This is a genomic window from Deinococcus sp. AB2017081, from assembly GCF_034440735.1.
Taxonomy (GTDB): Bacteria; Deinococcota; Deinococci; order Deinococcales; family Deinococcaceae; genus Deinococcus; species Deinococcus rufus.
The window spans coordinates 677,934-698,192 of sequence record NZ_CP140098.1 but is presented as its reverse complement, the minus strand read 5'-3'; the positions used below and the strand labels follow the sequence as shown (position 1 = coordinate 698,192).

Sequence of the window (20,259 nt, the reverse complement as noted above, 5' to 3'; positions counted from 1 at the left end):
TGTATGTTCCCAATACATATATATGTCCAGGGTAGGAGAATGCAAGCGCATATGCGCTTTCTCCGTGCCAGTGCACCTTGAGCGCATCACACTCAGATTCTCAGATTCTAAAGGTTGACAATTTTCTTATCGAAGCTCTAGTCTTGCGTGCGGAACGGCAAAAACCCGCCGGGCTGTCCGGCGAGCTTTCTGGCCCCACATCCCAAATCACTCTAGGAGGAACCCACATGCTGAAACCTTTGGGCGACCGAGTTCTCGTGGAAATTATCGAAGAAGCCGAGCAGAAGACCGCCGGCGGCCTGTACGTCCCGGATTCCGCCAAGGAAAAGAGCCAGCGCGGCAAGGTCATCGCCGTCGGCAGCGGCAAGACCCTGGACAACGGCACCAAGTCCCCCCTGGAAGTCAAAGAGGGCGACACCGTGTACTTCGCCAAGTACGGCGGCACCGAAGTGACGCTGGAAGGCAAGAACTACAGCATCCTGGCCGAACGCGACATCCTGGCGATCGTCGAGTAAGGGGCGGTGAGCTCTGGGCTGTGAGCCACAGCGCAGAGACGCTCTCCCCTGACCCGCCTGCAGTCAGCACCACCCTCACCCCAGGGCCGTGATCCCTCTGAGCCCAGAGCTCAGCGCCCACCGTCCCTCCGAAGGAGCAAACACCATGGCCAAGCAACTTGTATTCGACGAACAGGCCCGCCGCAGCCTCGAACGTGGCGTGAACGCCGTCGCCAACGCTGTCAAAGTGACCCTCGGCCCCCGTGGCCGCAACGTGGTCATCGAGAAGAAGTTCGGCAGCCCCACGATCACCAAGGACGGCGTGACCGTCGCCAAGGAAGTCGAGCTGGAAGACAAGCTCGAGAACATCGGCGCGCAGCTGCTGAAGGAAGTCGCCAGCAAGACCAACGACATCACGGGCGACGGCACCACCACCGCCACCGTGCTGGGCCAGGCCATCGTGAAGGAAGGTCTGCGCAACGTGGCCGCCGGCGCGAACCCGCTGGCCCTGAAGCGTGGCATCGACAAGGCCGTGCTGGCCGCCATCGAGGAGATCAAGAAGCTCGCCGTGCCCGTCGAGGACTCCGAGGCCATCAAGAAGGTCGCCGGGATCAGTGCCAATGACGAGCAGGTCGGCATCGAGATCGCCAACGCGATGGACAAGGTCGGCAAGGAAGGCGTCATCACGATCGAAGAGAGCAAGGGCTTCGACACCGAAGTGGACGTCGTGGAAGGCATGCAGTTCGACAAGGGCTTCATCAACCCCTACTTCGTGACCAACCCCGAGAAGATGGAAGCGGTGCTGGAAGACGCCTACATCCTGATCAACGAGAAGAAGATCAGCAACCTCAAAGACCTGCTGCCCGTGCTGGAAAAGGCCGCGCAGACCGGCCGCCCCCTGCTGATCATCGCGGAAGACGTGGAAGGCGAGGCGCTGGCGACCCTGGTGGTCAACAAGCTGCGCGGCACGCTGAACATCGCCGCCGTGAAGGCCCCGGGCTTCGGCGACCGCCGCAAGGAAATGCTGCGCGACATCGCCGCCGTCACCGGTGGTCAGGTCGTGTCCGAGGACATGGGCCACAAGCTCGAGAACACCACCCTGGACATGCTGGGCCGCGCCGCGCGCATCCGCATCACCAAGGACGAGACCACCATCGTGGACGGTAAGGGTGAGCAGAGCGAGATCGACGCCCGCGTCAACGCGATCAAGGGCGAACTGGACACCACCGACAGCGACTACGCCAAGGAAAAGCTCCAGGAGCGCCTCGCCAAGCTGGCCGGCGGCGTCGCCGTCATCCGCGTGGGTGCCGCGACCGAGACCGAACTGAAGGAAAAGAAGCACCGCTACGAGGACGCCCTCTCGACCGCGCGCAGCGCCGTTGAAGAAGGCATCGTGTCGGGCGGCGGCACCACGCTGCTGCGCATCATCCCGGCCGTCCGCAAGGCCGCCGAGAGCCTCAGCGGCGACGAAGCGACCGGCGCGCGCATCCTGATCCGCGCCCTGGAAGAGCCCGCCCGCCAGATCGCCGTGAACGCTGGCGAAGAAGGCAGCGTCATCGTGAACGCCGTCATCAACAGCGACAAGCCCCGCTACGGCTTCAACGCCGCGACCAGCGAGTACGTCGACGACATGATCGCCGCCGGCATCGTCGATCCGGCCAAGGTCACGCGCACGGCGCTCCAGAACGCCGCGAGCATTGGCGCGCTGATCCTGACCACCGAAGCCATCGTGTCCGACAAGCCCGAGAAGCCCCAGGCCGGTGGCCAGGGCGGCCAGGGCATGGGCGGCGGCGACATGGGCGGGATGGACTTCTAAGAGCAAGAAAGCCTACGTTGACGTGGCAAGAAAGACGAGGGGCCGCCCCCAAGTCTGAGGCCACTAAACGCAAGCCGCCCATCCAACACGGTGGGCGGCTTTGTCGTGGATATGGAGAGGCCGGGGCGTCATGCTCTGGCCTCTTTCGTTGCACCATGGAGCATGGAAGAAGAGGCCGTCCAGACGCATCACGACCTGGCAGAGTTCGTCCGGCACCTGCTCCGTGATTATCAGGCGGATGCTGGTACCTGGGAGAACATCACCTTGCCTGACTTTCTGCAGGCCATGAGCGCCTGGATTGACGATATTGGGGGCTGGTATGCCAATCGAGGCGAGGCCATTCCGGATCACCCCTCATGGGCGACGTTTGCACAGATTCTGGGAGCAGCGACCGTCTATGAATAGCACTCCGACCCTCCTCTACAGCTCATCCGGCGAGAACACCGGCATCCCCAACGTTCGCCCCGCTTTCAAGACCTGCACGTCTCGCGTCACCAGCGCGTCTGCTCCCGTGTGGTACAGCAGATCGAAGAGGTGCCAGTCGTTCCGGTCGCTCAACGTCGGCCAGGAGATCGCCGGGACAGGCGCGGCGTACTCGCCCAACAACAGCAGTTCCGTGGCGGCCGTAAATGCCGTGCCAGCGCTGATGCCCAGGCGGGCCACGCTGGGGTAGTCGAGGACGCGCTGAATCTCCAGCAGCAGGATCTCACCGAAGACCAATCCGAGTTCACGGGTGCGGAAATCCTGCCACGTGCGGGCCAGGGCGGTATCGCGCCCATGCGCGTGGGCGGCGACCGCGCTCAGGAAGCAGTGGGTATCGAGAATCAAGCGTCTCAACGGCCAAACCGCGCCCTGATCTCCTCGGCCGTGGGGGTGGCCTGCGTCTCGCCCGTCGCGGTCTCGCGCCGCGCTTTCACAACCTGCACCGCTTCCGCTATCGCCGCCTCAACCTCTTCATAGGGGTGGGCGGCAAAAGCCTCCTCGACCGCACGCAGGCTGGCCCCGATGCCGAACAGTTGCCCAGCACGCTCTGGCCCGAGCCACGCGCTCAGGTCGGTGGCCGTGATGCGGTACTGCTTGCGCTCCCTGCCACCGACCTCGACAGCGCCTAGTTCTCCGGACACGATCTTCCGGCGGATGGTCTCCGGCGTGACGCGCAGCACGCCCGCGACCTCCGCAGGGGTGAAAACCAGGACTGAAGGCAGGGCCGTCATGACACAATTTTAGCACATTAGCCACATCAGCGACTTCACGCTCCTCCAGCACCTTTCCGCCACCACTGCACCCCGAAATCCACCACCTCGCGCTGGGACATGAGTTTTGCGGTGGCGGAACCGACCGTGCCGACCGTAACCGCGCCGGTTACCTCAAACGCGGCCTTCACGGGTGGAAAGGCCTCCTCGTTGTAGTCGGTCTCGTCGAAGGTCACCCACTGGCGCTGCCCACCCCGCTGGATGGGGCCGCTGAACGGCACCGTGGGCTGCTGCCCGGCGCGGACTTCCGCGAGGTGCAGGCTCGTGTTGACCTCGGTGCCCAGCAGGAGCACCTTGCCGTTCAGGTCGTACACGCGGGCCAGCGGCGAACCGTCGCCCAGCGAGTAGGCCAGCGGGTGGTCTGCGGTGATCGCCTGGGCGTGCTGCCCCCACGCCGCAAACGAGCTGTGCGGGTGGTCGCTGCGCCGCACGTCCGGGAATGTCCGGAACAGCTCCGCGACCTGTCCCATCCCGCGACTGGGCGTCAGCGCCGGGTCGAAGGCGGACATCTCGGCGCGGATGGTCTCCCACCACTCTTCCGGCACGGCGAAGCGTCGCCACCCGGCCGGGTCGGTCAGCTGGAGGGTGAAGGTGGGCATGACCAGCGTGCCCAGCGGCGTCACGGCGTCCTGCAAGGCCTGGATGACCGCCACCGGGCCACCCGCGACCCAGCCCAGGCGGCTGAGGCTGACATGCACGATCAGCACGTCGCCCGGCTGCACCCCCACGGCACGCAGGTCGGCGGCAAGGGTCTGACGGGTGCGGGGAGCATCGGCCCGCGCGATGGCGTCGGCTTCGGTCATGGATAAAGCCCATTCGAGCGCGCAGGCCCGGCCGCTGTCATGCGCCATTGGGCGTAGGTGAGCGATACACCGCCTGTCCGGCTACTCAATGGTTCGGACACTTTTGACGAGAAGTCCTCAAGAACACGATGGACACGGTGTTTTTGCCCCTCCCCCTTGAGGGGGTAGGCTGGGAGGGGGTGAACAGGCATCGCGTCCCAGCCGGCGAATACTGTTTCCCTCTGGAGCGGCGTCATGAAACTGTCCGAACCATTGCTACTGACAGATTTATATATCAAACCAGTTTACTTTTTCAAGCTAAAACGCTACTCTGGAGGTATGAAGAAGATCGGCTTTCTCTCGTTCGGGCACTGGAACCCGTCGCCGCAATCCGGCACGCGGTCGGCGGCGGAGGTGCTGCACCAGACCATTGACCTCGCGATCGCCGCCGAGGAACTGGGCGCGGACGGCGCGTATGTGCGGGTGCATCACTTCGCGCAGCAGCTGGGGTCGCCGTTCCCACTGCTGGCCGCGATGGGCGCGAAGACGAGGCGCATCGAGCTGGGCACCGGCGTGATCGACATGCGCTACGAAAACCCGCTGTACATGGCCGAGGACGCGGGTTCGGCCGACCTGATCTCGGGGGGGCGGCTGCAACTGGGCATCAGTCGCGGGTCGCCGGAGCAGGTGATCGACGGGTGGCGGCACTTCGGCTACGCCCCCGCGCCCGGCAAATCCGAGGAGGACATGGCCCGGCGGCACGCCGAGGTGTTCCTGAACGTGCTGGAGGGCCAGGGTTTTGCCCAGCCCAGTCCGCGCCCGATGTTTCCGAACCCGCCGGGACTGCTGCGGCTGGAGCCGTACTCGGCGGGCCTGCGCGAGCGCATCTGGTGGGGGGCGGCGTCGAACGCGACGGCCGAGTGGGCGGCGCGGCACGGCATGAACCTCCAGAGTTCCACCCTGAAGCAGGACGAGAGCGGGCAGCCCTTCCACATCCAGCAGGCTGAGCAGATCCGCGCGTACCGGGCGGCGTGGCAGGAGGCGGGGCACCCCCGCGAGCCGCGCGTGTCGGTCAGCCGCAGCATCTTCGCGCTGGTGAACGACCAGGATCGCCTGTACTTCGGGCGGCAGCAGGGGCAGGATCAGTTCGGGCTGATCGACCAGTACCGTGCAGTGTTCGGCCGCAGCTACGCCGCCGAGCCGGATCGCCTGATCGAGGAGCTGCGGCAGGACGAGGCGATTGCCGAGGCCGACACGCTGCTGCTGACCATCCCGAACCAGCTGGGCGTGGACTACAACGCCCACCTGATCGAGAGCATCCTGACGCACGTGGCTCCCGGCCTGGGCTGGCGCTGAGCCGAGGGATGGGGCGGACAGCCTTCCAAGCTCAGGCCCGGTGCATCTCGTACAGCTCGATCAGGATGCCGTTGTTGTCGCGAAAAAAGGCATATCGGTCGCCGCCGGAGCCCGGCACGGTCGCGGGTTCCGAGACGAACTCCACGCCCCGTGTCCGCAACAGGTCGCGGGTCGCACCGATGTCGTCGACCGCCAGCGCCACGTGCCGGAGCCCGTGCACCCGCAGATCCTGGGCGTTCTCCGGGGCGGGTACGGCTCCGCTGACCTCGAACAGTTCCACCCAGACGCTCCCGTGGCGCAGAAAGGCCGCCCGTGCTGACAGCGCTGGAATGTCGTAGGCAGACTCCAGTTCGAAGTCGAGGGTGTCGGTGTACCACGCGATGGTCGCGTCGAGGTCGGCCACCGAGAGGCCGAAGTGGTGCATGGAGAATTGAAGTCCGGTCATGGCCGCAGTGTCCTGCCCGGACGGGCGGCCAACCAGGGACGCGCCGACGGGGGGACGGAAAAGACCACCCTTGGCCTCCGCGCCACCCGCTACCATGCGGCCGTGACATCCTCCGAACTCGGTCTGGGGGCCACGCTGCGGGCGTGGCGCGACCGGCTCGACCCGGCCGGGGCGGGGCTGCCGGTCACGCGGCGGCGGCGCACCGCCGGGCTGCGGCGGGAAGAACTGGCGGAACTGGCGGGTATTTCCGTCGATTACCTCGTGCGGCTGGAGCAGGGCCGGGCGGCCACGCCTTCGGCCGGGGCGGTGGCGGCGCTGGCGCGGGCCCTCCAGCTGGAGACCACCGAGCGCGACCACCTGTACCGGCTGGCCGGACTGCAGCCGCCCGCACCGGCCGTCATCGAGGACACCGTGCCGCCGGGCGTCCAGCGGCTGGTCACGCGCCTGGGCGACGTGGCGGTGGCCGTGTTCACCGCCGACTGGCGGCTGGCGTGGTGGAGTCCCACGTGGGCGGCCCTGCTGGGCGACCCGGCAGCAGTTGCGCCGGAACAGCGCAGTCTCGTGCGGGCCCGCTTTCCGGTGCCGGGGCAGGCGGGGCAGGTGGAGGCCTGGCCGGTGCAGTCGAGCAGCCTGGAGGCCTCCAACCGGGCCATCGTCGCGGACCTGCGCCGCGCCAGCGTCCGGTACCCCACCGACACCCGGCTGGTCGAGCTGCTCCAGCGGCTGATCGCCGGGAACGCGACCTTCGCGGCCCTGTGGCGGGGCGCAGAGGTCAGTCAGCACACCGAGGATCGCAAGACGGTCGAGCATCCCGTCGTCGGTGACATCCACGTCGACTGCGACGTGCTCTCGACCGGCGACAGCGACTTCAGGATCGTGGCGCTCACGAGCCCGCCCGGCAGCGAGGACGCCCGCCGGATCGACCGGGCCCGGCAGCGGCTGGTGGCGGACGCGGCGGCCGTCTGACCGCCGGGGCCGGGAGCGTTCCCTCCTCTACACTCCGCCCATGCGCCTGTATCTGTCGTCGTTCCGGATGGGCAACCACACGCACCGGCTGCTGGGCATGCTGCGGGGTGGCCGCAGAACCGCGCTGATCCGCAACGCCGTGGAGGGCCTGCCCTTCCGGCAGGACTCGCTGGATCGGGACGTCGGCGACCTGGAACAGCTCGGGCTGGACGTGACCCTGCTCGACCTGCGGGCACCGGACGCGGTGGAGCGGCTCCAGGACTTCGACCTGCTGTTCGTGCGGGGCGGCAACGTGTTCACCCTGCGCCGCGTGCTGGCCGAGACCGGGGCGGACGCGGCCATTCTGGAGCTGCTGCACCGGGACGCCGTGGTGTACGCGGGCTTCAGCGCCGGGCCGTGCATCCTGTCGCCGGATCTGCTGCCGCTGGCGGCGGTCGATCCGATTGGCGACATGCCCGATCCGGTCACGACCGGCCTGGGCATCCTCGACCGGCTGTTCATGCCGCATGTCGATTCGCCGGGCCATCCCGAGACGGCCGACTGCACGCGGCTGGCCGATCAGCTGGCCGCCCAGGGCCTCCCGCACTGGCGGCTGCGCGACGGCGACGTGCTGGTGCGGGACGGAGAACGCGACGACCTGCTGACGTGATGACAGAGGGTAAGCTCACCACATGCTCTATGTCACCTCCGGCGTGCCCGGCAGCGGCAAGTCCACCCTGGCGCGGCAGCTCGCCCGGCACCTGGGGGCCGCATATCTGCGCGTGGACACCATTGAGGCGGCGCTGCTGCGCTGTGGCCTGACGGCAACGGTCGAGGGCTACGCCGTGTCGTACGCGCTGGCGCTGGACAACCTGCGGCTGGGTCACGCCGTCGTGGTGGACGTGGTGAACCCGCTGGCCGTCACGCGTCAGGCGTGGGCCGGGGTAGCGCAGGAGGCGGACGTGCGGCTCGTCAACATCGAGGTCATCTGTTCGGACGCGACGCAGCACCGGCAGCGGGTGGAGGGGCGGCGAAACGACCCGGCGAACCGGGTGGGCGAGTGGATTCCGCCCACCTGGGAGTCCGTGCAGGCGTCCGCCCAGGAGTTCGAGCCGTGGAGCACGCCCCACGTGGTGGTGGACACGGCCGGAAAGTCGGAGGCACAGGCCTTCACCGCGCTGCTGGACGCCCTGACGGCATGAGGGTGCGGCTGACCGCCCTGCTGCTGGGCGTGGCCACGGTGCTCCTGGGGACGGGCGCGGCCCCGCAGACCACGCCGGGCGGCGCATGGCGCGACGACTTCCTGACCCTGAACCGCGACCGCTGGGTGGTGTCGGCCGGCGGCACGCCGTTCTGGGTGCGCGGCCCCCTGAGCGGCACGTGGGCACCGGAGCACGTGCAGGTGCAGGGCGGCCTGCTGCGCCTGCGCCTGACAGTGGACGCGCGGGGCGGGGCACGGGCCGCCGAACTCGCCACGCGGCAGGTCTCCGGCTACGGCACGTACACGGCGCGGCTGCGGGCCGCCGGCCCGGCCCGCAGCGGCTCGATCAGCGCCTTCTTCACCTACGTGGACGGCTCGGCCACCGAACTGGACGTGGAACTGCCCGGCGACGCGCCTCAGGCCCTGTGGACGAGTGTGTACCGCACGGTGCCCATCGTGCGGCAGCGCCTCACGGACACGGGCCGCAACCTGAGCACCGGTTTCCACACCTATGCGTGGGAGTGGACACCCCAGCGGGTGCGCTTCTCCGTGGACGGCCGGGTGGTTCACGAGGTCACCGACGTGGTGCCCACGCAGGCCGCGCACGTGATGTTCAACGTGTGGCCCTCGGACAGCGATTTCGGGGGGGCGTGGACGCCGGGCGAGCGGACGATGCTGGTGGACTGGGTGAGCTACGAACCGCTGAGGTGAGGAGGACTCCGACCCCCTCCCGCTGAAAGCGGGGGAAACAGAGCCGGGCTCGCGGAGCAGCGAAGGAGAAACGACAGACTCCCGGCAATGGACGGAGGCCGTATGACGGGGCGTCCAGCGTCCAGCACGGGTACGCTCTGGAACATGTCCAGCCCCGGCCCACTCCTGCTCGTCGTGACCGGGATGCCGGCCTCTGGCAAGTCCACGCTGGGTGCCCGGCTGGCGACTGCGCTGCGCTGGCCCTTCGTGACCAAGGACGAGTACAAGGCGCTCCTGCACGAGGGGCTGTCGGATCTGAAGCCGGCCCAGAGCGGCCCCCTGAGCTTCACGTTGATGTACCACGTGGCGGGCGTGACGCTGGCGGCGGGTGTGAACACCGTGCTGGAGACGCACTTCTACCGGGGCCTGAGCGAACCAAAGCTGACAGGACTGGCAGCCTCGCACGGGGCACGGCTAGCGCAGGTCTACTGCGACGCGCCGGTAGATATCCTTCAGGCCCGGCACGACGCGCGGGTGGCGTCGGGAGCGCGGCCCGTCATCGACCGGCCGATGGACTACGGCCCGCTGCCCGGTCACTGCTGCTGGACGCCGCTGGCCCTGGACGCGCCGCTGCTGTGGGTTGACACGACTGGCCCGGACGCGCTGCGGGACGTGCTGGCGTGGGTCAGGTCACTGGGCTAGAGCTTCCACTCCGGCGGTCTCCCGCGGATACTTCTCCTGCCACAGCGCCCAGCCCTCGTCCGGGAAGGCGCGTTTCGCCTCCGGGGCGAACAGGACGGCGCCCTCATGCTCCAGGGCGGCGTCGGGGCAGGGGATGACCTCGGTGTCCTGCATGGCGGGGTGCTTCGACCACTCGATCACACGGCCCGAGCCGCCCCACGGGTCGGCAGTGGCCCACACGATCCGCCCGATGCCCATCAGGGCGCTGGCCCCGCCGCACATCAGGCAGGGCTCCAGACTGGTGTACAGGGTCAGGGTCTCGGGCTGCTCGGGGTTGCCCAGCTGGAAGTACAGATCCATCTCTGCGTGCGCCAGACCCGCGTCCCCGATGTGGTCGGCCGTCTGCGGTTCCTTGTGCCGGTTGCGGCCCCGTCCGACGACCTCGCCGCTGGCATCCACCAGCACCGCGCCCACCGGGGCACTTCCGGCGGCCTGCCCCTCGCGGGCCAGGGCCAGCGCTTCACGCAGGTAGCGGGCGTGATCCAGGGGCGGCGTGTGTGGTTCCGGGCGGGTCGACATGGGGGCACTGTAGAGACGCGCCGCCGCGCCGTCGGTGGGCCTTCGCCCTTTGCCGATGCTTGAGCAAAAAAGAGGGAGCCCGGAGGCTCCCTGTGTGGATCGGCTCGGCGGGTCTGACCCGGCCTCGCGGTTCGCGCGCCCGTTTTTAACGATCCCAGAGGTGGGCGCCTCCCTCAAGTGCATCATGTACATCGTGGACTGCACTGCACGGCCCTCTCAGGCCAGAACGATCACTGTAGCATGACACGGATAATCTGTCAAATCTCTGACCCGGCCGTCTTCAGTTCACCGCCCGCTCCCGACCGGCCCACAGCTCGCCGCGCAGGATGTACTTCTGGAACTTGCCGCTGGCGGTCTTGGGCAGATCACTGCGGAACTCGTAGTGTTTGGGCACCTTGAACCCCGCCAGATGGGCGCGGACATGGGCGCTCAGGTCGTCGGGGCCCGCCTGCTGTCCGGCGTGCAGGGCGATGAAGGCGCAGGGCACCTCGCCCCACTGCTCGTCGGGCATGGCGACGACCACGGCCTCGCGCACGGCCGGGTGGCCGTACAGGATGCCCTCGACCTCGACGCTGCTGATGTTCTCGCCGCCAGAGATGATCACGTCCTTGTTGCGGTCACGGATCTCCACGCGGCCGTCGGGGTGCGTCACGGCCACGTCGCCCGTGTGGAACCACCCGCCCTCCAGGGCCTTCGCGGTCGCCCCCTCGTTGCGGTAGTAGCCCTTCATGACCAGATTGCCGCGCACCATGATCTCGCCCAGCGTCACGCCATCGTGCGGGGTGGGGAGCAGGTGCTCGTCCATGACGTCCACCTCGCCGGCCAGGAGCATTTCAAAGCCCTGTTTCGCGATCAGGGCGGCGCGTTCGGCCGTGGACCGCGCCTCCTGTTCGGCCGACAGTTCCGCAACCGTGACCAGCGGGCTCGTCTCGGTCAGGCCGTACACCTGCGTGACGTGAAAGCCCAGGGCATTCATGTCCGCGATCGTGCGGGCGTGCGGGGGGCTGCCCGCCGTGGCCACGCGCACGGGGCGGGTCAGCATGCGGGCACAGGCCGGATCGGTCAGCATGGACAGCACGGTGGGCGCGGCGCACAGGTGTGTGACCCCGTGGGCCTCGATGGCGGCGTAGGCGGCGTCGGCCCGCACGGCGGGCAGGGTGACGTGCGTGGCTCCCACCCCGAAGAAAATCCACACCCCGCCCCAGCCGTTCGCGTGGAAGTCCGGCAGGGTGTGCAGGTACACGCTGTCCTGATCGGCCCTGAAGTAGAACAGCGTCTCGACGGCGTTCAGCAGGGTGTTGCGGTGCGTGAGCATCACGCCCTTGGGGCTGGAGGTCGTGCCGGACGTGAAATTGATGGTGATAGTGGCGTCCTCGTCCGTCACCGGGATGGGCAGCGGTGTGGTGTCCTGCGCGGCCAGGCGGGCCTCGAAGGCCGCCCCCGTCTCGCCCTGGCCCATGACCCACACGTCGATGCCCTGCTCTGCCGCGACCTGCTCCACCCGGCCGTGCAGCGTCTCGTCCACGAGGATCAGCCTTACCTCGGCGTGCCGCAGCTGGAAGGCATATTCCTCGGGGGTCAGGCGGGTATTCAGCGGCACGAGCACGCTCCCCGCCCACGGCACGGCGCTGTACGTCAGCAGACCCTGGTGCGTGTTCGGCGAGAGCACCGCCACGTGTGCCCCAGCGTGCCCGGCCGCCTGCACGGCGCGGGCCAGCCGGAAGATCCGCTCGCCCCACTCGCGGTACGTGAAGCGTGGGCCGCCCGGCTGGATCACGGCCACCTGCTCGGGGTACACGCTCAGGCCACGGCGCACGAGGTCAAGGGGCGTCAGGGGAATGTTCATGGCAGGGAACCTCCGGGGACAGGTGGGCGGAGCGTCGGTGCCCTGACTCTACGCCCGGCCCGGTTGGGAGGTGGTTGAGGACACGACAGCCCGTGTCCCGCAGCTCCCGCGCGATGACCTCCGGATCGGGTTCCGTGTCCACAGACAACTCTGTCAGCGGTGTTCAGTTCCGTCCCGGGGCTGAGAAGATGCCCCACCACGCAGGCCGCTGTCGTCTCCAGGTGCTCGCTCCGCTCGATTCAGAGGCAGTGAGGGTACCCCGGGGTGCCTCTGAAATCTGCTCTGACAGCACCTCCCATGCGGCGCGGCGGCGGGTCAGGTCATCCATGGGTTCCGCGTGTGTTCTCCCCGGGATAGCGTGCCGGCATGGGAACACAGGTGATCGTCCTGAACGGGGGTTCCAGTGCCGGAAAGTCCAGCGTGGCCCGGCAGCTGCAGCGCGTGCTGCCGCAGCCGTGGCTGACGCTGGGCACCGACACGCTGGTCGACGCGCTGCCGCCGTCGCTGCGGGAGCCGGGCGCGGGGATCGGTTTTGGCCCGGACGGGCAGGTCACGACCGGCGCGGTGTTCCGCGAGCTGGATGTGGCGTGGAGTGCGGGCGTGGCGCAGATGGCCCGCAGCGGCGCGCGGATCATCGTGGACGAGGTCTTCCTGGGCGGCGCGGCCTCGCAGGCGCGGTGGCAGGCGGCGCTGGCGGGACTGGAGGTGCTGTGGGTGGGCGTGCGCTGCGATCCGGACGTGGCCGAGGCGCGGGAACGGGCCCGCGGCGACCGGGGGCCCGGCATGGCCCGCACCCAGGCGGCGCTGGTGCATGTGGACGTGACCTACGACCTGACCGTGGACACGACGCACGCCGACGTGCGGGCGGCCGCACGGCAGATCGCCGGACACGTGACCTGACCGTCCTCAGCTCCGAGCGGGCCGGGACTCGACCCCGTACACGGCCAGCCCCGCCAGGATGCCCCAGAACGCCGACCCGATCCCCAGCGGCGTGATCCCGCTGAGGGTCACGAGCAGGATGACGGGCGTGGCGAGACTGCCGGCGCGGGTGCCCTGGAACGCGGCCCCCAGGCTGCTGGCGGTGGCGGTCAGCAGGGCCAGTCCGGCCAGGGCGGCGAGCGCCTGGGTGGGCAGCACGCCCATGAGGTGCAGGACGGTACCTGCGAACAGGCCGACGATGATGTTGAAGACCCCGGCCCATACGGCAGCCGTGTAGCGCTTCGCCGGATCGGGGTGCGCCTCGGGGCCGCTGACGATGTTCGCCAGCAGCGCCCCCAGGGTCAGGTTGTGGCAGCCGAAGAATGCCGCGCCGACGCTGGCGACCCCACACGCCCGCAGGATCGGCGCGGGCGCGGGCTCGTAGCCGTTGGCCTTCAGGACGCCGAAGCCCGGCACGAACTGTCCCGTGAAGGCCAGCAGGGTCAGTGGCAGGGCGAGGTTCAGCGTGGCGTGCAGGCTGAACGCGGGGAGGACGAACTCCGGGCGCGTCAGTTCGAACGGCACGGGCGCGCCGCTCAGCAGGCCCAGGCCAGCGCTGGCGGCGACACCGGTCACGAGCACACCCGCCACCGCCCAGCGCGGCGCGAACTGCCGCAGTACGAAGAACGTGAGGATCATTGCGCCGACCAGCAGCGGCAGTTGCCCGAAGGCCTGCAGGGCCCGGAAGCCGAAGGGCAGCAGGATCGCGGCATTCAGCGCGGCAGCCAGCGGCGTGGGAATGGCCTGGAGCGCCCGCGTGAGCGGCGGGACGGTGCCCAGCAGGATCACCAGCACGCCCGAGGTGATGAACGCGCCCACGGCCTCCGGGAAGGGAATGCCGGGCAGTGCCGTGACGAGGAACGCGATGCCCGGCGTACTCCACGTGCTCAGGATCGGGGTGCGGGTACGCAGGCTGAGCAGGATGCCGGTCAGGCCGGTGAAGATCGCGTGTGCCCACAGCCACGACATCGCCGTGCCGGTGGGGAGGTTCGCGGCCTGGGCCACCGAGTAGATCAGGACGTTCGGGCCGGCCCAGCCGATGACCATGGTGATCAGGCCGGCCAGCAGGGCGCTGGGATGCGTGTCCCGCCAGAAGGCGCGTGGAGTGGGCAGCACGGCGGTCATGCCCCGCAGTGTGCGCCGCCGATTGGCCTGCTGCCCAGAGGCAATGGCAGGCATATTGGACTGCTCAGGCGACAGCCTGACTAGATTGGCCTGTTAACCTGCCCATATGACGGCCTCTCCCCTGCTGCCCGATGCCCCGCGCTGGACAACCGTGCTGGACGGCTGGCGCGGTGGGGGGGGCACGCTGTCTGCCCGGCTGACCGCTGCGCTCCAGGCGGCCGTGACCTCCGGGCACCTCACCCCTGGCGAACGCCTGCCCGCCGAACGGCCTCTGGCGAGCCTGCTGGGCGTGAGCCGCAGTACGGTCGTGGCCGCCTATGACGACCTTGCGGCGGGCGGCTGGGTCACTCGGCGGGTGGGCAGCGGCACGCACGTCTCGGCCACTGCGCCGCGCCGGTCGCCGGTCATGACGCTGCGCACGCCCGTGGCCGCCCCCCACGTGGGCGACACGCTGGACTTCACCATCGCCGTGCCGCTGCTGACCGAGGCGCAGCGTGTCCAGATGCGGGCAGCCGCGCAGGACGCCTTCGTCGAGAGCGTGTACCACCCGCACGGCCTGCCGGAACTCCGCGCCGTGATCGCCGGCATCTATACCCGCGAGGGCCTGCCCACCCGCCCCGAGCAGGTCGTGGTGACCAGCGGTGCCCAGCAGGCCATCTCGCTGATCGCCGGGGCGCTGCTACGGCGGGGCGACCACGCCCTGCTGGAAACGCCCACGTACTTCGGGGCCATCGACGTGTTCCGCGCTGCCGGGGCCGAGCTGCACGGCCTGCCGGTGGGGCCGCAGGGGGTGAATCCGGACGACTTCCAGCGCCTCGTGCGCGCCCACGGCCCGCGCCTCGCGTTCCTGACGCCCACGTACCAGAACCCGACCGGCACGGTGCTGCCCGCGCGGGCCCGCCAGCACCTGGGAGCGCTGATCGCCGACGCGAATCTCCCCACCATCGAGGACGACACGCTGTACGATCTGGGCTTCGCGGACACGCCCCCGCCCCCCCGGCTGAGTGCCTGCGCCCCGGACGCCCCCATCGTCAACGTCGGGTCGCTGAGCAAGCTGTACTGGGCGGGTCTACGGGTCGGCTGGATGCGGCTGCCCACCGCGCTGGCGGGGCCACTGGGACAGGCCAAGACCCTGGCGGACTTCGGCGGGAGTCTCCCGGCACAGCACATCGCCCTGCACCTGCTGCAGAAGCTGGACACCCTGCGGCGTGACCGACAGGCACAGGTCAGCGCCGCCCGTGACCTGCTGGCGACCCTGCTGCGCCAGCACCTGCCCGAATGGACGTTCCGCGTGCCGGACGGCGGGCAGTACCTGTGGATCGAGCTGCCGGGGGGCGGGGCCAGCCGCTACACGCACGTCGCCGCGCCCCACGGCGTCCGCCTGTTCCCCGGCGCGAGCATGGGCGTCGAGCCGTTGCCCGACCGCTATCTGCGCTTGCCCTTCACCCTCGACCCCGCCCGCCTGCCCGACGCAGTCATACGCCTGCGGTACGCGTGGGACGAGTTCCGGGGGAGACCGGGGCAGGAGGGGCTGGCCTAGGAGCCGGGAAGCTGGAGCCGCGAGCGCCATCCCCTCTTCTCCAGCGCGCGGAAGTCATCGGTGGCCGCGAGAGAGCGCAGGTACGTGGCCAGATACCGAAGTTCCGTGTCCGAGGCGTCCCCCGTCCACGGCGTCACGCGGACGAGGTGTCCGTACCCGCAGGCGTAATTGCCGGGCACATCGTCCACTGCCAGGATGCGGCCCCGTGGGTAACGGGCACGCAGCCACCCGGCCCGGAACTTCCGCGCAGGCTTGCGCCAGGACAGGTCGCCGTCCTCGCCACGCCGCCACGAGCAGCGCTCCCGATCCCACAGGAAGACCGCGTGGCCCGCCAGATCGAAGCCCGTCTCGGCGCGCAGAACGTCCAGACCGCCACGCATCCAGTCGCCGGAGGCCGCCGTCCACACGGCGAGATCGTAGTCGTGGGCGACCTGTTCAAGGAAGTGGCGCAGGTACGGACGCAGCTGAACCCGGACGACCTCGCCGTCCGCTGGTTCCACGCCGTGCCACAGGGTCTCGTCGAGATCGAGCACCAGCAGGGGGCGGGACAGCTCGCTCATCCCCTCAGTGCGCCGCCGCCTTCTTCCCCGGCCGCAGGTGCATCAGCGCGACGATGATCGCGCCCACGACCACGCCGACGATGGCCGAGCCCAGCGTCTCGACGAGCCATTCCACGACGCCCTCGATGGCGGGAACGGCGTGCCCGGCAGCCACGGCGAGGTCGTGCAGGGCGTGGTAGGGGCCGCCCAGGCCGAACTCCTCCAGGCCGACCAGCAGGATGTGGCCGCCCACCCACAGCATGGCGGCGGTGCCGATGACCGACAGGGCCGACAGCACCATCGGCATGCCCTTCACGAGGCCCCGCCCGAAGGCCCGGCCCGCGCCGGTGCCATTGGCGAGCTTCAGGCCCAGGTCGTCCATCTTGACGATTAGTCCGACCACGCCGTACACCAGCGCGGTGATCATCACGGCGACGACGATCAGGATCACGGTGCGCGACCAGAAGGACTCGTCCGCGACCTCGGCCAGCGACAGGGCCATGATCTCGGCCGACAGGATGAAGTCGGTGCGGATCGCGCCGGAGACCATCTGCTCCTCGTGTTCCGTGGTGGACAGCTTGGCGGCCTGGGCCTCGGGAGCCGCGTGCCCGCCGTGTCCGGTGACGGCCTCGTACAGTTTTTCTGCGCCCTCGTAACACAGGTACGCGCCGCCGAGCATCAGGATCGGGGTGATTGCCACGGGCAGGAACTGGCTCAGGAGCAGCGCGGCAGGCAGGATGAACACGACCTTGTTGCGCAGCGAACCCCGCGCGATCCGCCAGATGATCGGCAGTTCCCGGTCCGGGCTGAAGCCCGTGACATAGCGCGGCGTGACGGCCGTGTCGTCCACGACCACGCCGATGGCCTTCATCCCGGCTTTGCCGGCCGCCGCGCCGATGTCGTCGACCGACGCTGCCGCCAGCCGGGCGATCACAGCCACGTCGTCCAGCAGGGCCACGAGACCCCCGCTCACGCGCAGGCTCCAGGGCGGGGGGAACGGAACGGTGAGCACATGGACGGACTGGGCAGCATCAGGACTTCAGGGTACCGGAACCGAGCCGTCATCCGGCAGGGGCCGACGTTACTGGACTCTATACACCTGCCGAACCGCACACCCGCCGCGCAGGGTGCAGGCCCGGGAGATTACTTGTGCCCGTGCGCCTTCTTGTACTGGCCGGGCGGCATCCCACCGGGCTTCTTCTGGAGCCCACGCGCCTTCTTCCACGCGGCCTGCCGACCCATGACGGCGGTCAGCGCGTAGTTCCGCCCGTCCCTGCTGCGGACGATGATCGTCTGTGGCGCCAGAGGCCGGGCGGCCGACACCGTCACCGGCTGCACCAGCGGGTAGATCTCGCGGATGGTGCCGGTAGGCGTGGGCGTCATGACCTGCACCTGCGTGATCCGCGTGGTGACCGGATACGCCGGGCTGACCACGATCCCGCCGCTCCGGTTCAGGGTCGCCGCCGTCTGGCTGCCGGAGGTCAGGAACGAGACCTGCACGCCCTGCGACAGGAAGCCCACGACATTCGTGAGCGTCTGGGTGACGGCCGGGAACTGCACGCTGGCGCTGATATTCACGCTGACCGACTGCGCCCCGACAGCACTCAGGGCAGGAGCGAGGGTCAGGGCAGCCACGATCAGGGCGGTACGCATGTCTCCACCCTGCCGCCCAGAACTGATCCGCGCCTGAACCGCCCTGCACGCAGCGTTGAGGAAGCGGGGGATGGATGGGGGAGCGGCGTCGAGTGGTAGTGCGGACTTGTGGAAGGTGGAGAGATCTTGATGTGGGTCGAGAAGAATTCGGTACAGAGCACGGCAGGCTGCGCCCGCCACCCCCCTCCCCAACCCTCTGCTGCGCAGCTCTTCAAGTCTCCCACAAGGAGAGAGGGGGCAAAGAGCACGACTGGCACGGTGGAATTTCTATTGCACACCAAGCGTCGCAAGGGGGAGATGTTTTTAAGACGAAGCTCCCACCCTGCCCCTGACCGAATGCCATCGCACGTGGCCCCATCCGCTCAGGGGCGGCCCTTCACTCCTCTTGCTCCATCAACGTAGGCTGACCCGCTCATGGGCGCGTAGCGCACGGGCGCTGACAGCGACAACGCAAGAAGCAGATACGCCGCCCCTCGCCAACGTCGATCTCATAAACGCCGGCCAGGACGCAGCATCGACCACATGCCTAGCGCAGCGTCGCTCCCCCTGTCCCCTGCGGGGATAGGGGGCTGGGGGGTTGGGGAGCCCGCCGCAGGCATCACCCCTTGTCTACCCCTTCCCCGCCCCTCCCCCACGCCCCGCGCCTATGCTCCCCGTATGCAAGTGGCGCGAATTACCGTGCGGACTGGGGCCAACGCCTGACAGCCGCCGCGCTGCCGTGTCGCCCCCGCTCCCTGCGGGGGTTTTTCATTTCAGACCAAGGAGACCGCTCATGTTGCAGACCAAGGAATTCAAGCCCGGCGAGCTGGACGCCATGGATGTGCTGCGTCTGGCCCTGACGAGCAAGGTGTACGGCGCGGCCATCGAGACGCCGGTCAGCGAGGCTCCACAGCTCAGTGGCCGGACGGGCAACCGCGTGCTGCTCAAGCGCGAGGATCTGCAGCCGATCTTCTCGTTCAAGCTGCGCGGGGCGTACAACAAGATGGCGCAGCTGACCCCCGAGGAGCGCTCACGCGGGGTGATCTGCGCGTCGGCGGGGAACCACGCGCAGGGGGTGGCCTTCGCGGCGCAGGCGCTGGGGGTGCGGGCCGTGATCGTGATGCCCGCGACCACGCCCGAGATCAAGGTGGGCGCGTGCCGCCGGCGCGGGGCCGAGGTGGTGCTGCATGGCGACAGTTTCAGCGACGCCGAGACGCACGCCTTCGTCCTCCAGCAGCAGCTGAACCTGACCTTCGTGCATCCCTACGATGATCCGCTGGTGCTGGCCGGTCAGGGTACGGTGGCGCTGGAGGTGCTGCGGCAGGTCGAGGCCGAGGACAGCTACACCGTGTTCGTGCCGGTGGGCGGCGGCGGCCTGATCGCCGGCGTGGCGGGCGTGATCAAGGCGCTGCGGCCGGACATCCGCATCGTGGGCGTGGAGCCCGATGACAGCGACGCGATGTACCGCTCGATCCAGGCTGGGGAACGGGTGCGACTGGATACGGTGGGCATCTTCGTGGATGGCGTGGCGGTCAAGCAGGTGGGGGCCTACACCTTCGACCTGACCCGGCGCTACGTGGACGACTGGGTGCGCGTGAACACCGACGAGGTCTGTGCGGCCATCAAGGACGTGTTCGACGATACGCGGGCGGTCATGGAACCGGCAGGAGCGCTGGCGGTCGCGGGCCTGAAGAAGTACGTGGCCGAACGGGGGGTGACGGGCCAGACGCTGGTGGCCCTGACCTGCGGCGCGAACGTGAACTTCGACCGCCTGCGCCACGTGGCCGAGCGGGCCGAGGTGGGCGAGCAGCGTGAGGCGATCCTGGCGGTGACGATTCCCGAGCGCCCCGGCGCGTTCCGGGAGTTCATCGAGGTGATCGGGGCGCGGGCCATCACCGAGTTCAACTACCGCTACGCGCCGAGGAGCGAGGCGCAGATCTTCGTGGGGGTGCAGCTGGCGCGCGCCGGGCAGCGCCGGGAGCTCGTGGCCGAACTCGCGGCGCTGGGCTACGCGGTGACCGACCTGACCGAGGACGAGCTCGCCAAGGTGCACGTGCGGCACATGGTCGGCGGCCGGGCCCCGGAGGCGACGGACGAGCGCGTGTACTCGTTCACCTTCCCGGAGCGTCCCGGCGCGCTGCTGGAGTTCCTGACCAAGGTGCATGGCCGCTGGAACATCAGCCTGTTCCACTACCGCAACCACGGCAGCGCCCACGGGCGGGTCCTGGCCGGCATGCAGGTGCCCCCCCACGACGCGGCGGACTTCACGACCTTCCTAGACGGTCTGGGCTACCCGGCGACCGACATGACCACGAACCCGGCGTACCGGCTGTTCCTGACCTGAGCTGGACACGCTG

General features: G+C 69.1%; 22 protein-coding genes. 12 read left to right on the top strand and 10 right to left on the bottom strand.

Annotated features, from left to right (window positions below):
- The first annotated feature begins 227 nt into the window (after positions 1 to 227).
- From groES to U2P90_RS03380, 3 genes are all read left to right on the top strand, one after another.
- Positions 228 to 515, top strand: a complete 288-nt coding sequence (groES, locus tag U2P90_RS03390) for a co-chaperone GroES (RefSeq protein ID WP_295815970.1) — start codon at positions 228 to 230, stop codon at positions 513 to 515.
- Positions 516 to 660: 145 nt separating this feature from the next.
- Positions 661 to 2,310, top strand: coding sequence for a chaperonin GroEL (gene groL, locus U2P90_RS03385; protein ID WP_322473801.1), 1,650 nt, complete (start codon positions 661 to 663; stop codon positions 2,308 to 2,310).
- Positions 2,311 to 2,472: 162 nt separating this feature from the next.
- Positions 2,473 to 2,715 (top strand): hypothetical protein, encoded by a 243-nt coding sequence (locus U2P90_RS03380; protein ID WP_322473800.1) that lies wholly within the window; start codon positions 2,473 to 2,475, stop codon positions 2,713 to 2,715.
- Between the two features lie 15 nt (positions 2,716 to 2,730).
- Here the strand turns inward: U2P90_RS03380 and U2P90_RS03375 are convergent, their stop codons facing one another.
- From U2P90_RS03375 to U2P90_RS03365, 3 genes are read right to left on the bottom strand one after another with little or no spacing between them, the layout of a single operon-like run.
- Positions 2,731 to 3,138 (bottom strand): PIN domain-containing protein, encoded by a 408-nt coding sequence (locus tag U2P90_RS03375; protein WP_322473799.1) that lies wholly within the window; start codon positions 3,136 to 3,138, stop codon positions 2,731 to 2,733.
- Positions 3,139 to 3,143: 5 nt separating this feature from the next.
- Positions 3,144 to 3,524, bottom strand: a complete 381-nt coding sequence (locus U2P90_RS03370; protein ID WP_322473798.1) for a helix-turn-helix domain-containing protein — start codon at positions 3,522 to 3,524, stop codon at positions 3,144 to 3,146.
- Positions 3,525 to 3,559: 35 nt separating this feature from the next.
- The gene (locus tag U2P90_RS03365; RefSeq protein ID WP_322473797.1) at positions 3,560 to 4,366 is read right to left on the bottom strand and encodes an aminoglycoside N(3)-acetyltransferase; all 807 of its coding nucleotides are present in this window, start codon (positions 4,364 to 4,366) and stop codon (positions 3,560 to 3,562) included.
- Positions 4,367 to 4,684: 318 nt separating this feature from the next.
- On the opposite strand from U2P90_RS03365, the gene U2P90_RS03360 reads away from it, so the two are divergent.
- On the top strand, positions 4,685 to 5,701 hold the full coding sequence (locus U2P90_RS03360) for an LLM class flavin-dependent oxidoreductase (RefSeq protein WP_322473796.1): 1,017 nt from the start codon (positions 4,685 to 4,687) through the stop codon (positions 5,699 to 5,701).
- Between the two features lie 31 nt (positions 5,702 to 5,732).
- Here U2P90_RS03360 and U2P90_RS03355 read toward each other — a convergent pair whose 3' ends face one another.
- Positions 5,733 to 6,146: a VOC family protein gene (locus U2P90_RS03355; RefSeq protein ID WP_322473795.1), complete on the bottom strand. Its 414-nt coding sequence runs from the start codon at positions 6,144 to 6,146 to the stop codon at positions 5,733 to 5,735.
- Positions 6,147 to 6,248: 102 nt separating this feature from the next.
- Here U2P90_RS03355 and U2P90_RS03350 point away from each other — a divergent pair, with 102 nt between their 5' ends.
- The 5 genes from U2P90_RS03350 (at position 6,249) to U2P90_RS03330 (ending at position 9,684) form a co-directional block, all read left to right on the top strand.
- The gene (locus U2P90_RS03350) at positions 6,249 to 7,112 is read left to right on the top strand and encodes a helix-turn-helix domain-containing protein (protein WP_322473794.1); all 864 of its coding nucleotides are present in this window, start codon (positions 6,249 to 6,251) and stop codon (positions 7,110 to 7,112) included.
- A 40-nt stretch (positions 7,113 to 7,152) separates the two neighbouring features.
- Positions 7,153 to 7,761 (top strand): Type 1 glutamine amidotransferase-like domain-containing protein, encoded by a 609-nt coding sequence (locus U2P90_RS03345; RefSeq protein ID WP_322473793.1) that lies wholly within the window; start codon positions 7,153 to 7,155, stop codon positions 7,759 to 7,761.
- Between the two features lie 22 nt (positions 7,762 to 7,783).
- Positions 7,784 to 8,293: an AAA family ATPase gene (locus tag U2P90_RS03340; RefSeq protein WP_322473792.1), complete on the top strand. Its 510-nt coding sequence runs from the start codon at positions 7,784 to 7,786 to the stop codon at positions 8,291 to 8,293.
- The gene (locus U2P90_RS03335) at positions 8,290 to 9,003 is read left to right on the top strand and encodes a family 16 glycosylhydrolase (protein WP_322473791.1); all 714 of its coding nucleotides are present in this window, start codon (positions 8,290 to 8,292) and stop codon (positions 9,001 to 9,003) included. The genes U2P90_RS03340 and U2P90_RS03335 overlap by 4 nt, the downstream gene beginning before the upstream one ends.
- Before the next feature lie 144 nt (positions 9,004 to 9,147).
- Positions 9,148 to 9,684, top strand: a complete 537-nt coding sequence (locus U2P90_RS03330) for an AAA family ATPase (protein WP_322473790.1) — start codon at positions 9,148 to 9,150, stop codon at positions 9,682 to 9,684.
- Here the strand turns inward: U2P90_RS03330 and U2P90_RS03325 are convergent.
- Together U2P90_RS03325 and U2P90_RS03320 are read right to left on the bottom strand one after the other, a co-directional pair.
- Positions 9,673 to 10,242: a nucleoside deaminase gene (locus tag U2P90_RS03325; protein WP_322473789.1), complete on the bottom strand. Its 570-nt coding sequence runs from the start codon at positions 10,240 to 10,242 to the stop codon at positions 9,673 to 9,675. The two genes, U2P90_RS03330 and U2P90_RS03325, sit on opposite strands and share 12 nt — an antisense overlap.
- A 280-nt stretch (positions 10,243 to 10,522) precedes the next feature.
- Positions 10,523 to 12,088 carry an AMP-binding protein gene (locus U2P90_RS03320; RefSeq protein ID WP_322473788.1) on the bottom strand — a complete coding sequence of 522 codons (1,566 nt, stop codon included), beginning with the start codon at positions 12,086 to 12,088 and terminating at the stop codon, positions 10,523 to 10,525.
- Between the two features lie 366 nt (positions 12,089 to 12,454).
- On the opposite strand from U2P90_RS03320, the gene cpt reads away from it, so the two are divergent.
- Positions 12,455 to 12,988, top strand: a complete 534-nt coding sequence (cpt, locus tag U2P90_RS03315; protein ID WP_322473787.1) for a chloramphenicol phosphotransferase CPT — start codon at positions 12,455 to 12,457, stop codon at positions 12,986 to 12,988.
- A gap of 6 nt (positions 12,989 to 12,994) precedes the next feature.
- Here cpt and U2P90_RS03310 read toward each other — a convergent pair whose 3' ends face one another.
- On the bottom strand, positions 12,995 to 14,191 hold the full coding sequence (locus U2P90_RS03310; RefSeq protein WP_322473786.1) for a benzoate/H(+) symporter BenE family transporter: 1,197 nt from the start codon (positions 14,189 to 14,191) through the stop codon (positions 12,995 to 12,997).
- Positions 14,192 to 14,297: 106 nt separating this feature from the next.
- Here U2P90_RS03310 and U2P90_RS03305 point away from each other — a divergent pair, with 106 nt between their 5' ends.
- Positions 14,298 to 15,731, top strand: a complete 1,434-nt coding sequence (locus U2P90_RS03305) for a PLP-dependent aminotransferase family protein (RefSeq protein WP_322473785.1) — start codon at positions 14,298 to 14,300, stop codon at positions 15,729 to 15,731.
- Here U2P90_RS03305 and U2P90_RS03300 read toward each other — a convergent pair.
- From U2P90_RS03300 to U2P90_RS03290, 3 genes are all read right to left on the bottom strand, one after another.
- Positions 15,728 to 16,291, bottom strand: a complete 564-nt coding sequence (locus tag U2P90_RS03300; protein WP_322473784.1) for an HAD family hydrolase — start codon at positions 16,289 to 16,291, stop codon at positions 15,728 to 15,730. The two genes, U2P90_RS03305 and U2P90_RS03300, sit on opposite strands and share 4 nt — an antisense overlap.
- 4 nt (positions 16,292 to 16,295) lie before the next feature.
- Positions 16,296 to 17,243, bottom strand: coding sequence for a DUF808 domain-containing protein (locus tag U2P90_RS03295; protein ID WP_322473783.1), 948 nt, complete (start codon positions 17,241 to 17,243; stop codon positions 16,296 to 16,298).
- A gap of 170 nt (positions 17,244 to 17,413) precedes the next feature.
- Positions 17,414 to 17,923 carry a hypothetical protein gene (locus U2P90_RS03290; protein WP_322473782.1) on the bottom strand — a complete coding sequence of 170 codons (510 nt, stop codon included), beginning with the start codon at positions 17,921 to 17,923 and terminating at the stop codon, positions 17,414 to 17,416.
- 772 nt (positions 17,924 to 18,695) lie between these two features.
- Between U2P90_RS03290 and ilvA the strand changes: the two genes are divergently transcribed.
- Positions 18,696 to 20,246 (top strand): threonine ammonia-lyase, biosynthetic, encoded by a 1,551-nt coding sequence (ilvA, locus tag U2P90_RS03285; RefSeq protein ID WP_322473781.1) that lies wholly within the window; start codon positions 18,696 to 18,698, stop codon positions 20,244 to 20,246.
- The last annotated feature ends 13 nt before the right edge of the window (positions 20,247 to 20,259 follow it).

Coding starts and splice junctions, on each gene's coding strand:
- groES (WP_295815970.1), top strand. CDS start 228: ATGCTGAAACCTTTGGGCGACCGAGTTCTCGTGGAAATTATCGAAGAA.
- groL (WP_322473801.1), top strand. CDS start 661: ATGGCCAAGCAACTTGTATTCGACGAACAGGCCCGCCGCAGCCTCGAA.
- U2P90_RS03380 (WP_322473800.1), top strand. CDS start 2,473: ATGGAAGAAGAGGCCGTCCAGACGCATCACGACCTGGCAGAGTTCGTC.
- U2P90_RS03370 (WP_322473798.1), bottom strand. CDS start 3,524: ATGACGGCCCTGCCTTCAGTCCTGGTTTTCACCCCTGCGGAGGTCGCG.
- U2P90_RS03365 (WP_322473797.1), bottom strand. CDS start 4,366: ATGACCGAAGCCGACGCCATCGCGCGGGCCGATGCTCCCCGCACCCGT.
- U2P90_RS03360 (WP_322473796.1), top strand. CDS start 4,685: ATGAAGAAGATCGGCTTTCTCTCGTTCGGGCACTGGAACCCGTCGCCG.
- U2P90_RS03355 (WP_322473795.1), bottom strand. CDS start 6,146: ATGACCGGACTTCAATTCTCCATGCACCACTTCGGCCTCTCGGTGGCC.
- U2P90_RS03345 (WP_322473793.1), top strand. CDS start 7,153: ATGCGCCTGTATCTGTCGTCGTTCCGGATGGGCAACCACACGCACCGG.
- U2P90_RS03340 (WP_322473792.1), top strand. CDS start 7,784: ATGCTCTATGTCACCTCCGGCGTGCCCGGCAGCGGCAAGTCCACCCTG.
- U2P90_RS03335 (WP_322473791.1), top strand. CDS start 8,290: ATGAGGGTGCGGCTGACCGCCCTGCTGCTGGGCGTGGCCACGGTGCTC.
- U2P90_RS03330 (WP_322473790.1), top strand. CDS start 9,148: ATGTCCAGCCCCGGCCCACTCCTGCTCGTCGTGACCGGGATGCCGGCC.
- U2P90_RS03325 (WP_322473789.1), bottom strand. CDS start 10,242: ATGTCGACCCGCCCGGAACCACACACGCCGCCCCTGGATCACGCCCGC.
- U2P90_RS03320 (WP_322473788.1), bottom strand. CDS start 12,088: ATGAACATTCCCCTGACGCCCCTTGACCTCGTGCGCCGTGGCCTGAGC.
- cpt (WP_322473787.1), top strand. CDS start 12,455: ATGGGAACACAGGTGATCGTCCTGAACGGGGGTTCCAGTGCCGGAAAG.
- U2P90_RS03310 (WP_322473786.1), bottom strand. CDS start 14,191: ATGACCGCCGTGCTGCCCACTCCACGCGCCTTCTGGCGGGACACGCAT.
- U2P90_RS03305 (WP_322473785.1), top strand. CDS start 14,298: ATGACGGCCTCTCCCCTGCTGCCCGATGCCCCGCGCTGGACAACCGTG.
- U2P90_RS03300 (WP_322473784.1), bottom strand. CDS start 16,291: ATGAGCGAGCTGTCCCGCCCCCTGCTGGTGCTCGATCTCGACGAGACC.
- U2P90_RS03290 (WP_322473782.1), bottom strand. CDS start 17,923: ATGCGTACCGCCCTGATCGTGGCTGCCCTGACCCTCGCTCCTGCCCTG.
- ilvA (WP_322473781.1), top strand. CDS start 18,696: ATGTTGCAGACCAAGGAATTCAAGCCCGGCGAGCTGGACGCCATGGAT.